Source organism: Pseudomonas sp. GW456-12-1-14-TSB6 (assembly GCF_059424205.1).
In genome coordinates, this window is sequence record NZ_JBWKZE010000049.1 from 14,985 (window position 1) to 27,830 (window position 12,846).

The 12,846-nt window shown below is 59.4% G+C and carries 11 protein-coding genes and 1 pseudogene; 5 read left to right on the forward strand and 7 right to left on the reverse strand.

All coding sequences use genetic code 11. The features are described 5' to 3' along the window. Positions 1 to 61: 61 nt before the first annotated feature. Complete coding sequence (gene mqo / locus AC07Y2_RS27660) at positions 62 to 1,711, reverse strand: malate dehydrogenase (quinone) (protein ID WP_103387354.1); 1,650 nt, start codon at positions 1,709 to 1,711, stop codon at positions 62 to 64. Between the two features lie 433 nt (positions 1,712 to 2,144). On the opposite strand from mqo, the gene AC07Y2_RS27665 reads away from it, so the two are divergent. The 3 genes from AC07Y2_RS27665 to AC07Y2_RS27675 all read left to right on the forward strand — a co-directional run bounded on the left by AC07Y2_RS27665 (position 2,145) and on the right by AC07Y2_RS27675 (position 4,468). Then, positions 2,145 to 2,570, forward strand: a complete 426-nt coding sequence (locus AC07Y2_RS27665) for a nuclear transport factor 2 family protein (RefSeq protein WP_039770952.1) — start codon at positions 2,145 to 2,147, stop codon at positions 2,568 to 2,570. A gap of 159 nt (positions 2,571 to 2,729) precedes the next feature. Continuing rightward, entirely contained in the window at positions 2,730 to 3,965 is a 1,236-nt protein-coding gene (locus tag AC07Y2_RS27670) for an AAA family ATPase (RefSeq protein ID WP_039770953.1), read from the forward strand. A 218-nt stretch (positions 3,966 to 4,183) separates the two neighbouring features. Next, a complete protein-coding gene (locus AC07Y2_RS27675; RefSeq protein ID WP_103387355.1) occupies positions 4,184 to 4,468 on the forward strand; it encodes a hypothetical protein in 285 nt (94 codons plus the stop codon). A gap of 42 nt (positions 4,469 to 4,510) precedes the next feature. Here the strand turns inward: AC07Y2_RS27675 and AC07Y2_RS27680 are convergent, their stop codons facing one another. Further along, complete coding sequence (locus AC07Y2_RS27680; RefSeq protein ID WP_408980502.1) at positions 4,511 to 5,374, reverse strand: methyl-accepting chemotaxis protein; 864 nt, start codon at positions 5,372 to 5,374, stop codon at positions 4,511 to 4,513. Further along, positions 5,366 to 6,124, reverse strand: a pseudogene (locus AC07Y2_RS27685) (MCP four helix bundle domain-containing protein); the annotation flags it as partial. The pseudogene AC07Y2_RS27685 and the gene AC07Y2_RS27680, both read right to left, overlap by 9 nt. Before the next feature lie 247 nt (positions 6,125 to 6,371). Here AC07Y2_RS27685 and AC07Y2_RS27690 point away from each other — a divergent pair. Together AC07Y2_RS27690 and AC07Y2_RS27695 are read left to right on the forward strand one after the other, a co-directional pair. Further along, positions 6,372 to 6,686 (forward strand): DUF2388 domain-containing protein, encoded by a 315-nt coding sequence (locus tag AC07Y2_RS27690; RefSeq protein WP_039770957.1) that lies wholly within the window; start codon positions 6,372 to 6,374, stop codon positions 6,684 to 6,686. Between the two features lie 114 nt (positions 6,687 to 6,800). Continuing rightward, entirely contained in the window at positions 6,801 to 7,205 is a 405-nt protein-coding gene (locus AC07Y2_RS27695; RefSeq protein WP_178082889.1) for a hypothetical protein, read from the forward strand. Here AC07Y2_RS27695 and ligD read toward each other — a convergent pair whose 3' ends face one another. The 4 genes from ligD to AC07Y2_RS27715 all read right to left on the reverse strand — a co-directional run. Beyond that, positions 7,206 to 9,752, reverse strand: a complete 2,547-nt coding sequence (gene ligD / locus AC07Y2_RS27700; protein ID WP_103387358.1) for a DNA ligase D — start codon at positions 9,750 to 9,752, stop codon at positions 7,206 to 7,208. Positions 9,753 to 9,769: 17 nt separating this feature from the next. After that, a complete protein-coding gene (locus AC07Y2_RS27705) occupies positions 9,770 to 10,723 on the reverse strand; it encodes a methyltransferase (RefSeq protein ID WP_103387359.1) in 954 nt (317 codons plus the stop codon). Positions 10,724 to 10,734: 11 nt separating this feature from the next. Further along, positions 10,735 to 12,111, reverse strand: a complete 1,377-nt coding sequence (locus AC07Y2_RS27710; protein WP_103387360.1) for an iron-containing redox enzyme family protein — start codon at positions 12,109 to 12,111, stop codon at positions 10,735 to 10,737. 167 nt (positions 12,112 to 12,278) lie between these two features. Next, a partial coding sequence (locus tag AC07Y2_RS27715; protein WP_103387361.1) for a tellurite resistance TerB family protein occupies positions 12,279 to 12,846 on the reverse strand: 568 nt, incomplete at its 5' end.

The window sequence follows — 12,846 nt, forward strand, 5'->3', positions numbered from 1 at the left end:
GACACAAAAAAGCCCACTGACCGTCGCCGGTTCAGTGGGCTTCGTGTGTCAGGCGTCTGAATTACAGAGCCATGTCACGTGCAGCGCTTTCTTTCGGAGCCGGGGCTTTTTCAGCCGAGGCGTCCGCCGCTGGAGCTGCAACCTGGCCAATCACCGGAGGGGTTGGCAGTTGCAGGATCTTGGCGGTGTAAGCCCACTCTTCAGCCACTTTGGCTGGATCGTTGTTCAGCTGGGTGCCGTAGCTTGGAACGATCTGGTGCAGTTTGGCTTGCCACTCAGGGGTAGCGACTTTGTCTTTGAAGACTTTCTGCAGCACGCTCAGCATGATCGGTGCAGCGGTCGATGCGCCTGGCGATGCGCCCAGCAGACCGGCGATGGAGCCGTCTTTCGAAGCAACGATTTCGGTGCCCAGTTTCAGCACGCCGCCAGCGGCTTCATCACGCTTGATGATTTGCACGCGTTGGCCGGCTTGCCACAGGCGCCAGTCTTCGGCTTTGGCGTTCGGGAAGTATTCCTTCAGCGCGTTCAGACGGTCTTCATCCGACAGCATCAGTTGACCGGCCAGGTACTCGACCAGCGGGTATTCCTTGATGCCGACCTTGGTCATAGGCCAGATGTTGTGGGTGGTGGTGGTGGTCAGCAGGTCCAGGTACGAACCTTCTTTCAGGAACTTGGTGCTGAAAGTCGCGAACGGGCCAAACAGGATGACGCGCTTGCCGTCCAGGACACGGGTGTCCAGGTGCGGAACGGACATCGGAGGCGCGCCCACCGAAGCTTTACCGTAGGCCTTGGCCAGGTGCTGTTCGGCGATGGCCGGGTTATCGGTCACCAGGAACGAGCCGCCTACCGGGAAGCCAGCGTATTCCTTGGCTTCTTCGATACCGGACTTCTGCAGCAGGTGCAGGGCACCGCCGCCGGCGCCGATGAACACGAACTTGGCGTCGGTTTCAGTCTTGGTGCCGTCTTTCAGGTTCTTGTAGCTGACGCGCCAAGTGCCATCGGCATTCTTGGTGATGTCCTGTACTTCGCTCGACAGCTTCAAGTTGAAGTTAGGCTTGGTCTGCAGGTAACCGGCGAACTGGCGGGTGATTTCGCCGAAGTTCATGTCGGTACCCAGCGGGCTCCAGGTGGCCGCGATTTTCTGGTTCGGGTCACGCCCTTCCATCATCAGCGGAACCCACTTCTTGATCACAGCCGGGTCTTCGGAGTACTGCATGCCGGCGAACAGCGGGCTCGCTTGCAGGGCTTCGTAGCGTTTTTTCAGGAACTTGATGTTGTCATCGCCCCACACGAAGCTCATGTGCGGAGTGGTGTTGATGAACGAACGAGGGTCCTTCAGGACGCCTTGACGAACCTGCCAGGCCCAGAACTGACGGGAGACCTGGAACGCTTCGTTGATCTCGACGGCTTTCGGGATGGTGACATTGCCCTTGTCGTCTTCCGGGGTGTAGTTCAACTCGGCGAGCGCCGAGTGACCGGTACCGGCGTTGTTCCAGCCGTTGGAGCTTTCCAGGGCGACGCCGTCGAGGCGCTCGACCATTTCCATCGACCAGGTCGGTTCCAGCTCATTGATCCACACACCCAGGGTGGTGCTCATGATGCCGCCGCCGATCAGCAGGACGTCGACTTTCTTCGCTTCTTCGGCATTGGCGGAAGACATCCCCATCGCCAAAGCCAGCCCCAGCAAGGCTGTGTTCACTTTTTTAAACATCTGTTGCACCTATGATAAAACGCCTTCCGCCCGCCGCTGTTGTACGTATGAGGTCCCCTCTTTCGCGACACTCAGGCCAGCGTCGCGGGTTCCGGCACACTTCAATTTTGACGGGTGGGCACACAAGACCGACAGGCAGTGTCGACCTCAGTTATATGTCCCTTCTGAACTGACTTCTTATCATTATTGGCTTCAGCTACTTGAGCGACAGGGGTTCTGCCTGGCCCGCCGAAAAGCGCACCAGACTGAATTGGGTCAAAACAAGTGGCGCGAAGAATATCACGTCATGGCAAACCCGCGCGTCTGTTCGCGACCGGATAGTTTTCGATTGGTTCCTCAAGCGCTTTCTAACGCCGATGAATTCCTGCTAAGTTGTACGACGACTGACAAATATTTCGGTCGCTCTCATCACCTACAACAACAAGGAATAGCCATGAACAAAACCAGATTGCTGCTCGTTCTCGCCTGCCTCTTCAGTGGCTACGTCGCCGCCGCCCCGGCGGAACAGGACGTCGCCCAGGCCGTCGACCACCTGACCCAGGCGATGCTGCACAAGGACATCGCCGAACTGAACGCCCTGACCGCCGACAACCTCACCTACGGCCACTCCAGCGGCAAGATCCAGGACAAGAAAGCCTTCATCGCCGATATCGAAACCGGCAAGAGCGCGTTCAAGACCCTGGAGATGCAAAACCAGACCATCACCCTGTCCGGGGATACTGCGCTGGTACGCCATCACTTCTCGGCGCAGGCCCTCAAAGGCACCGAAGTCGTGCCGACGGAAATCGAGAACTTCCAGATCTGGCAGAAGCAGTCTGGCAAGTGGTTGCTGGTGGGGCGTCAGGCGTACAAGTTCTGATTAAAGTAGAAGGCTCTGGCGAGTACCTCGTCAGAGTTCTCTCCCCTGGTGAGCACTTTACCTACCTGTCCATTTCGCTCCAATTTGCTCCTGCCGTTTGTCCCCTGCCCTGATATGCTGCATCGCTAAACCGTACAAGCTCGTCCTATGGAGTGATCAATGACCCGACTACGCGTCAAGCATTTCGGCCCTATCCGCGATGGTGTTAAGAACAATGGCTGGATAGAGTTCAAACGCGTGACGGTTTTCGTCGGTAATCAGGGCTCCGGGAAGAGCACGCTGGCCAAGCTTTACTCGACATTCTCCTGGATAGAGAAGTCGTTGGTGCGGGGTGATTACGATAAGAAATGGTTTGAACGAAAGAACAAATTCATCAAACCGTATCTGACCTATCACAGGCTGGAACACTACCTCTCCGATGCAACAGAGATCGAATACGAGGGCGAGGCCTACTCGATTTTTTTCATTAGGGGACAGCTGCATATCACTGAATCAAAAGGTAGTAGCTACCATCTACCTCAGATCATGTACGTGCCTGCCGAGCGCAACTTCATCTCCTATGTCAGACACCCTCGCGAGCTAAAACTGTCCTCTGACTCTCTCAAGGAATTCCTGACCGAATTCGATGCTGCAAAAGCCAGTATGAAAGGCACTTTGTTATTGCCTATCAATCAGGCAGAACTCGAATATGACAAGCTCAACGATATCCTCAATATTCGTGAGTCCGACTACAAACTCAGGTTGGCAGACGCCTCCAGTGGCTTTCAGTCTGCCGTGCCATTGCATCTGGTAAGCCACTACCTGTCCAACGCGGTTCAAGAGCGTAGCGAAGAGCGGCAGGAAACCATGAGCGCCGATGAGCTGGATCGCTTCAGGAAAGAGGTTAAAGAGATCTTTGCCATTGATTCGCTGACAGAAGAACAAAGGCGCATTGCTCTCTCCACGCTGTCCTCCAGATTCAACAAGTCAGCGTTCATCAACATCGTCGAAGAGCCTGAGCAGAACCTTTATCCCCAGTCACAATGGAGCGTTTTGCAGAGTCTTCTGCAATTCAACCAAGGCCGGGCCAACCGCCTGGTGCTGACAACCCACAGCCCATACGTAGTGAATTACCTGACCATTTCGGTACAAGGCAAGCACCTGCAAGACAGCATTCTCCAGAAAAAGCGCGACAAGGATCTACTCCCTAAACTCGCCGCCGTTATTCCTTTGCATGCCTTGCTAGACGCTGAAGAGTTGGCGATATACCAAGCCGATGAAAGAACTGGATCGATCACGAAACTGCCTATGGTTGATGGCATTCCTTCCGATGACAATTTTCTGAACAGATCCTTGCAAGAAGGCAATGATTTGTTTGACGCACTCCTCGATATCGAGGAGGAGCTTAAAGGGTGAATTTTCTTGATATCCGCTGCTAGACAGGCCCGTTTACTGATGCCGAATTTGGACTACGCGACGATCAAGAGCACCCTCTCGCTTATGTCGACTTGGACAATTCGAAAGAATGGGTAGCCACGGTATCGAACCCGCTCCAAAGACCGATCGTCTTTACCGCAATTGACAAATGCGTGATCAAAGACGCTGAGGAAATAGGTCGGGATCGATGTGACTGCATGCTGAGGACTGATGACGCGCTGTACCTTGTTGAGTTGAAAGACCGAGATGGAGGGGGCTGGCAAGGACAAGGGATCAAACAATTGGAGTCTACAATTCAATTTTTGATTGATGCACACGGCGAGCAATTCCTGGCTAACCACCACCCCAAAATTGCCTACGTCTGCAACAAAAAGTCCCCCTTCGTTAAACCAGAACTCAATGCGAAGAACCGCTTCAAGAAGTACAACTTCAGATTGAAGGTTGAGGCGACCATTAATGTACGGCGAAAAGCGGATCAGTGATCCGCTGGCTCATCTCACCTTGAGCAGATACTTACATTCCCCTCACAACCGAAACCGGTCCACCGACCGCGCCAGCCGCCCCGCCAGACTCGACAGTTCATCCGTGGTATTCGCCGTCTCGCCGATGACCTTGCTGTTGCCCTCCGACATGCCCGCGATCATCTCCACCTGATGGGCGATCTCGTTGCTCGCCTGGCTCTGTTCGCCGATGGTGCGGGTGATGTCGTTGACCAGTTGCGTGGTGCTCAGGGTGGCGTCGAGGATTTCGCGGATAGCGCGTTCGACGTCGGCGGTGACCGCCATGCCCTTGTCGACCTGGGCGACACCAGCCTCCATGCTGCTGACGGCCTCGCGGGTGCTGTTCTGGATGCGCGCGACCATCGCGGCGATTTCCTGGGTCGAGGCGCTGGTGCGCGCAGCCAGACTGCGCACCTCATCGGCCACCACCGCAAAGCCCCTGCCCTGCTCACCCGCCCGGGCCGCCTCGATAGCTGCGTTGAGCGCCAGCAGGTTGGTCTGGTCGGCGATGCTCTTGATCACCTGGATGATGTTGAAAATGCCTTCGGACTCCTGATCGAGGGTGCGGATCACTTGCGCCGATTGCTGGGCGGAACGGGCGATGTCGTCCATGTCGCTGACGACCTGATGGATCACCTGTCCGCCATTCTTCGCCAGTGACTCGGCCTGGCTGGCCATGTCCAGTGCACGCTCGGCGTGCCGGGTGATTTCCTCGATGCTCGCGGTCATCTGGCTCGCGGCGGCGGCCATGGTGCCGGCGGCGGTGCTTTGCTGCTGACTGCTGTCGGCCACCTGATGGCAGCCGTGGCTCAATTGTTCGCTCATGCCGCTGACGCCGTGGGCGTTGCGCCGCACCACGTCGATCATGTCCCGCAGGTCGCGCTGCATCGTGGCCAGCGTGCGGATCAGCGCACTGGCTTCGTCCTTGCCGGACGGTTCGGCGATCGGCTCGCTGAGGTTGCCGTGAGCAATGCTTTCGGCGATGCGGCTGGCGGATTTCAGCGGCCCCATGATGCTCAGGATCACCCAGCGGCCCTGGGCCAACAGCAGCAACAGACTGGCGACCAGGACAATGCCGAGAGCGATATTGGCATTGTGGATCGCCGCCTCGGTGCCTTCGCTGGTTTGCCGGGTATTGGTTTCGATCAGCTCGCTGAGAGCGGCCATCTGTTCTTCGAGCTGGCTGAACGCGGTATTGAAGGTCCCCAGTTGCTGCTGGGCGCTGTCCGGATCTTCCAGTGCAAGACCGACGATCTGCTCGCCGGCGCTGATGTAGGTGTCGAGGCTAGGCTTGATCTGCTCGAGCGCGGACTTGATCGTGGGATTGACCGGCAGTTTGAGGTTTTCACCCAGCACCTCGCGAAAATGCGCCGCATGCTCTTCGACCGAACTTCGCACCTCGCCCGCCGAACTGGTGCTTTTGCCCAGCCCCACCAGCATCGCCGAATACACGTCCGCGCGCAGGGCGTCGTGCATCATGTCGGCTTCCATGTGGTTGCGCAGCGCGCTCATGCTGACCGCGTTATCACTGACCGCCGAAGCCATCCGCTGATTGCCCACATAACTGACCAGGCTCACGATCAGCGCCGTCAGCAGGCTGGTCGCAATCAGCAACACCAAACGCAGTTTGATCGACACCGTGATTTCCTCCCAGGCTGCGCCACACGGCGCCTTTCAACGCTTCAGTTAAGCCTATTTCCATGAACCCGCTGCGTTAGAGCGTCTCAGCGTGTGTCGTTACATTCAGTAAAAATGCCGCACTGTGCGACGGTTCTCATTCAGCCCCCTACGGCCTGAGCCGACTTACGGAACTCCCGTGCCCGCCGACACCTCTCACATTATGTGGTACTTCCTTTTCGCTTTACGCTGCTGGAGGAACACCGTCATGCGTCGTTTACTACTGGTTTCGTCTCTTATGCTGTGCCTGCCTTTCGGTTCGGCTTTCGCCCGCGTGGATGCGGGGGATGTCGCGACTTCGGCCGGCGTTTCCGCCTCGCTGTATTCCACGTTCAAGGATCACAAAATGGTGATTCCGGCCCGTGACGACTTGTCGGCATTCGTCGCCAGCGGCGGAACGATCCGTGGCGTGTACCTGGAATCGGTACTGCAGCAGGTGCGTCAGGACAATCCTGGGCTGAACGCCAGCGATGAAGAGCTGGCCAACGCCATCCTGGTTCACTACGAAGGTCTGTCGCAGTAACCACGGCACGTTCGATGATGGTGGCTGACGGACTTGCCACCGTTACGCCCTGCCGATGGATGGCTGGCGAACGACCATGGGCAAAACCGTCGAACGGCCTCTATGATGGAGGCCATGACGATTTCCGCCTCACTCCGCTCCCCTTGCCCGCCGGGTCTGTGCATCTGCGGGCGTGATCCGCTGCTGGATACGCCCGGCGCGGATGTGCGCATCCTGTTGCTGACCCGCGAGGAAGAAAAGCGTCTGCTCGAGCGTCTGGAAAACCTCAAAGACCTCGCCGACCTCGAGCGGCTGCAAGGCAAGATGTTCGATCAGCTCGGGATTCGTGTGCTGATCGCGCCGAAGTTCGGTGAAGTGCGGACTGTGCGCGGAGGCATCGAGATTGAGGTCGAAGAGCTTCCGGGGCTGTGCCGTAAAACCCGAAAAACCATCCCGGCCGCCATCCGCCGTGGCCTGGAAAACAATCCGCAAGTCGCCTTCGATCTGCTCAACGCCCACGACTTGCTGCGCGACACCTGATCATTTCTTCATGCCCACCCGCTTGCGCATCTCCGCTGTGATGCTCTGCCGGGTTTTCTTCAGATCCGCCCAAGGTTCATGGCCCACGTCCGCCAGCCGTTCGTGAACGTTGTGCACGGTCCATTGATCGGCACCTTTGATCTCGCCGACCTCCTCCCGAAACAGCGGCACCGACACCGGCAACCCTTCACGGGTACGCGCCGCGTAGGCGCAAATGGTGGTGGCGCCCAAGCCGTTGCGCAGGTAATCGATGAAGATCCGCCCTACGCGATTTTTCGGCCCGGACACCGCAGAAAAACGCTCCGGCAACAATTTCGCCATGTGCGTGACGATGGCGTGGCTGAAATCCTTGACCTCGTCCCAGCCATGCTTGCGGGTCAGCGGCACCACCAGATGAATGCCCTTGCCGCCGCTGGTCTTGAGAAACGCCTTGAGGCCCAGCTCATCCAGCACGGTCAGGGTCAGTGCTGTGGCTTCGACCATGCTTTTCCACGGCAGCGCCGGGTCCGGGTCGAGATCGAGGACAAAGCGGTCGGGCTTGTCCAGATCGGTGGTGGTAGCGTTCCAGGTGTGCAGTTCGACCGTGCTCATCTGCACCGCGCCGATCAAGGCTTCGGCGTTGTTGATCAGCATCACCGGCTGGCCGGTCAGTTCCTTGTCGAGCGTGCGGATGCCGGGGATCGCCAGGTTTTCGGCGTTCTTCTGGAAGAACAGCTCACCGGCGATACCGTCCGGCGCGCGCACCAGCGCCACCGGGCGATCCTTGAGCTGCGGCAGAATCCATTCGGCGACGCTGGCGTAATACTCGGCCAGCTGCATTTTGGTGGTGCCACTGCTGGCGTCGATCACTCGGTCGGGATGGGTGATCCGCACCTTGCCGTCGGCCAGGCCGGATTGCGACGGCGCGGTAGATTCAGTCTTTGAAGTCTTCATGGGTTTGGCGCGCTCCTCGGTGATGTCCTTGGCCGGTTTGTCCTCGCGCAAGCCATGAAAAACGGCGTGACGCACCGAGCCGTCCTGGGTCATTTCGGCGAAGGCCACTTCCGCCAGCAAACTCGGTTTGAGCCAGTGCACACCCTTGGCCTCGAACCCCGTGGGCGGGTTGGCCACCGCCGGCTTCTTCACCCGCAACGGTTTGAGCTGCGCGAGGATGCTCTTGAGGGTGGTTTCATTGAATCCGGTGCCGACCTTGCCGGCGTACCGCAACTCGCCGCTGTCACGATCATGCAGACCCAGCAGCAACGCGCCGAACGAACTGCGCGCGCCTTTCGGATCGGTATAGCCGACGATCACGAACTCCTGGCGATGCTTGCACTTGAGCTTGATCCAGTCGCTACTGCGGCGCGACACGTAAGACGAGCCGAGGCGTTTACCGATCAGGCCTTCCATGCGCATCTGGCAGGCGCTGTTGAGCAACGCCTGCGGGGTTTCGTCGAACGCTTCGGAAAAACGCAGCAGCGGGTCTTGATGGGTTTTCAGCACCGTGGCCAGCGCAGCACGCCGCTCCTCCACGGGCACCTCGCGCAGGTCGACACCGTTCAGATACGGCAGATCAAACAGGTAATAGACGATGTTTTCGCTGCGTCCCGAATCGAACGCGTTTTGCAGGGCCTGAAAGTCCGGCACGCCTTCCGCGTCGGCGACCACCATCTCACCATCCAGCCACGCCGACTCCAGGCCCAGCGCCGCCAAGGCTTGCGCCTGTTTCGGCAATTTGTGCGTCCAGTCATGGCCATTGCGGGTGAACAACTGCACCTCATCCTGATCGACGCGCGCCATGATCCGATAGCCGTCGAACTTGATTTCGTATTGCCAATCCCCTTCCGGTGCACTCTCCACCAGAGTCGCCAGTTGAGGTTTCAACTGCGCCGGGATACTCGCCTTGTGGGCGCCAGTGAGTTTGCCGGAAGCTGGCTTGCGCGGTACTTTCGCCGGGCCTTTCAGTGGTTTGACCTGCTTCGCACTGAGCCGGGGTTTGTCGACGATCGTGCGCTCGCTGAGCACACTGTCGGGCTCGGCGACCAGCACGTCGTAATCGCTTTGCGGGCGTGCGGCGCTGTCCTGATGCTTGATCAGAAACCACTGCTCTTTCTTGCCCGGCATGTGGGTGCGCACCAGGTTCCAAACCCCGGCGAGCTTCTCGCCGCGCAGTTCGAATTTGAGCTTGCCCTTGGCGTAGGCTTTCTCCGGGTCTTCCAGCGGAATCCACACGCCGCGATCCCAGACGATCACATCGCCGGCACCGTAATGCCCTTCGGGAATGCTGCCCTCGAACGTCGCGTAATCCAGCGGGTGATCCTCGACGTGCACCGCCAGGCGCTTGACCTTGGGATCCAGCGACGGGCCCTTGGGCACCGCCCAGCTCTTGAGCGCGCCGTCGAGTTCCAGGCGAAAGTCATAATGCAGGTGCGAGGCGTCATGCTTCTGGATGCAAAATTGCAAAGCCTGCTCACCGCCGGGCTTCTTGCCCCGCCGGTGGTCGGCTGCCGGTTCCGAGGTTGCCGAGAAGTCGCGCATCCGGTTGTAGTCGTCGAGATTCCTGTTCATCCTGCACCTGCCTTGTTTCAACCTGTTCGAGTCACCGTCAGCGCGACCACGGCAATCCGATCGACGCGCTGATAGCCGGGATTCAGCAACTCTTCGCCGAACACATCGGGATCGAGTTCGCGGTAGGTCCAGCCGAAGCGTTTTTCATCCAGCCGTGGCAATACCGTGTCGAGGAAAGGATCGCGGCCATCGACCATCGCCACGCCGGTGTACAGCAGCAGCGAACCACCGGGGGTCAAGTGATTGAGCGCCTGTTCGACGATGCGCAACGACAGCCCCGCCCCCAGCGTCCCACCGCCATGGCGGTAAGCTCGTCCGGCCGGATCGGCCATGTACGGCGGGTTGGCGACGATCAGGTCGAATTCACCGTCCACGCCTTGCAATACATCACTGGCGCGCACCTCGACGTTGGCCACTTCGGCCAGCGCCGCGTTGATCGTGGTCAGGCGCAGCGCAGCGGGATTGATATCCACCGCCAGCACTTGCGCTTCGCGCCGGGCACGGCCGATCAGGATCGCGCCGACTCCGGCGCCACAACCGATGTCCACCGCACGGTGGATGGGCGCAAAGTTCTGCTGCAAATGGCTGTGAATCAGTTGGGCAAAGCGATAGGTATCCGGGCCGAAGAACACCGAATCGGCGGCATCCGTGGGAAACCCGGAATGCACGAACAGCAAGTCATCCAGGCTCGACCAGCGCACCCGGCTCTTCAAGCGCCCGTCGAACGCATCAATCACCTGGGCGTCCTGCAATTGTCGCTGTTCATCGACAGACAGCAGGCCCGGTTCGAACGGGCGCGACCATCCGAACACATCCCGCAGGCAATCGGCGGCCTGCCCTTCGTCGCGCTGGTTGACCCGTTGATGGGTCAGCGGCGTCGGGGTGATGAAACGATAGCCGTCGGCCTGCAGGCGCCGCCCCAGTTGCAGCAGCACCAGATCGTTGGCGGACAGTTGTTCTTCCTGATTCATTGAATATTTCCTTAACGCAGGCCGGATTTGAGTTGGATGAATTGGCGAGTGGCAAGCAGCCCGGCCGGATGCGCGTGCCGGGCCGGCGCGAGCCAGGGGATCAACGTTGCGAACCTGGTGTGTGCGTCCTGCCCTTGCAGTGCCGCATTCAGGCGTTGCACATCGGGGTCCTGCTCGGGCACCTCGATCGGCGCGGGGACTGAGGGGCGGCGGCGGAACGCGACGGTTTTGTCCGCAGAAATCCAGTCACCGGCAATCCAGTCGTGCACCAGTTGTTTTTCATAGGCGCTGAACACACCGAACATCGCCGCACCATCGCCATCGATCAATTGCCAGAAGCGGCTGCCCTGTGGATCTTCGTGGCGCTTGATCCAGCCCTTGTCCTGCATGGCTTGCAGGAACCCGGACAGCTGCTGCGGATCGGCCAGCCACTGATTGACGGTCTTGCCTTCGAAGCGGCAATAGTCGGAGTGCATGTGCTGAGCGAATGGACACTTGCGTTCAAGCATCGCCAACAGTTCGCGCTCCAGATCGAACCCCTCGATGATTGCGCGGCTACCCTGCCCCAGGTCATTGAGCCGATAGCCCAGCGATACCCGGCGCAGGAAATCGCTGCGATCAGCCTCCAGAGGCAGCAGATCGAGAACGGCCTGAACGGCTTTTTGCGCATGACCGGTGCTGGCATTGTCGATGGTCACGTGCAGAGTGAAGTAGTAAGGATCGATCCCCAGTTCACTGAGTTCGTAACTGCTGATCAACAGGTGCAGGGGCAGTTGTTCGTAGCCAAGGTTGTAACCGATCACCTCCGGCAAAAAATCCATGCCGCCGGCACCCAGGGCCAATTGCAGCGCGCCTTGCAGGTAGCGTTCGTCGGGCAGGGGACTGCTCGGCTCGAGGCCCTGTTCGGCGAGCAGCTGGCGGTAGATCACGACGTGGTTCTGGGCCGGATTGCCCTCGCCCAGTTCTTCCAGATAAGTGCTGATCAGGCTGCTGAAGCGCGGATCGCGCCACTGTCCGAGCAAGCCGTAGAGCCAGGCGCCATCGACCAGTTTGGTCGGCGCCACCGCTTGCAGGAAATACAGCGCATGAGCCTTGCAACTGAAGAACTGCCGCGCGCCTCCAGCCTTGCGTTGTTGCAGGTAGTCGGCGTATTGCCGGGCGACATCGGCACAGTGCTCGGCCACCCAGGCATGCCACTGCGCGGGGTCCGATGGCAGCTCATCCTTCAACTGCGCGGCCTGCAGCAGTTGATCTTCCAGAAAGGCGCACGCCAGCGGCTGCGGATGTTCGTCGGCTAAAAGTGCTTCATGGATACACCGCAACTCGGTCAGAGAGTCGAGCGGACGCGATTGGGCGTGGGCAGCTTGCAGGTGAGTCAGGACAGTCATGGCAATATTCTCGATCGATTGGCAGGACGCTCAGTCACTCGCCTCTAATGAAGCAGAGAGGCTTGGCGCGTCAAAAATTCAATCGGCTTGAAAATTGCCCTGACGGACGGAGCCTTCGGCTCGCTCCTTGCTTGAACGGAACGGTCGAAGGCTGTGAGGTGAGAGGGTCAGGCCGTGCCTTTGGCCTGCTGTTCGAGGTGAACCTGCAACTCGGGGTCGATCTGCAACGCCGCTGCCAGTTCATCCAGATAATTGCGCTCGGCGTCCTGCTGATCGTCCACCAGCATCACGCTGGCCAGGTACATCTCGGCGGCCATGGCTGGATCGTTCTGCGCCGCCTGCGCCACTTCGGTGGGATCCAGCGGTTTGGCGACCTCGTCGTCGAGCCATTGCTGCAGGTTCGGGTCATCGGTGTGCTTGCCGATTTCACTGCTGATGAGGTGTTTTTCCGACTCGTCGATCCGCCCGTCAGCCTTGGCCGCCGCGATCAATGCACGCAGAACGGCGTGACTGTGTTCTTCGACTTGCGGGCCGGACAACAGGTCCGCAGTTTGCGGCGTCTGCTGCGGCGCGGCGGACGCCTGGCTGCGTTGCCAGGCTTGATACGCCTGGAAAGCCATCATGCCCAGCGAGGCCAGCGCCGCGTAATTGGTGCCGCCGGACCGACGCTGCGTGCCGCCACCCAGCGCCCCGCCACCGCCGAGCAATCCGCCAAGCAACCCGCCCAGGCCACCC

Coding starts and splice junctions, on each gene's coding strand:
- mqo (WP_103387354.1), bottom strand. CDS start 1,711: ATGTTTAAAAAAGTGAACACAGCCTTGCTGGGGCTGGCTTTGGCGATG.
- AC07Y2_RS27665 (WP_039770952.1), top strand. CDS start 2,145: ATGAACAAAACCAGATTGCTGCTCGTTCTCGCCTGCCTCTTCAGTGGC.
- AC07Y2_RS27670 (WP_039770953.1), top strand. CDS start 2,730: ATGACCCGACTACGCGTCAAGCATTTCGGCCCTATCCGCGATGGTGTT.
- AC07Y2_RS27675 (WP_103387355.1), top strand. CDS start 4,184: ATGCTGAGGACTGATGACGCGCTGTACCTTGTTGAGTTGAAAGACCGA.
- AC07Y2_RS27680 (WP_408980502.1), bottom strand. CDS start 5,374: ATGCAGCGCGACCTGCGGGACATGATCGACGTGGTGCGGCGCAACGCC.
- AC07Y2_RS27690 (WP_039770957.1), top strand. CDS start 6,372: ATGCGTCGTTTACTACTGGTTTCGTCTCTTATGCTGTGCCTGCCTTTC.
- AC07Y2_RS27695 (WP_178082889.1), top strand. CDS start 6,801: ATGACGATTTCCGCCTCACTCCGCTCCCCTTGCCCGCCGGGTCTGTGC.
- ligD (WP_103387358.1), bottom strand. CDS start 9,752: ATGAACAGGAATCTCGACGACTACAACCGGATGCGCGACTTCTCGGCA.
- AC07Y2_RS27705 (WP_103387359.1), bottom strand. CDS start 10,723: ATGAATCAGGAAGAACAACTGTCCGCCAACGATCTGGTGCTGCTGCAA.
- AC07Y2_RS27710 (WP_103387360.1), bottom strand. CDS start 12,111: ATGACTGTCCTGACTCACCTGCAAGCTGCCCACGCCCAATCGCGTCCG.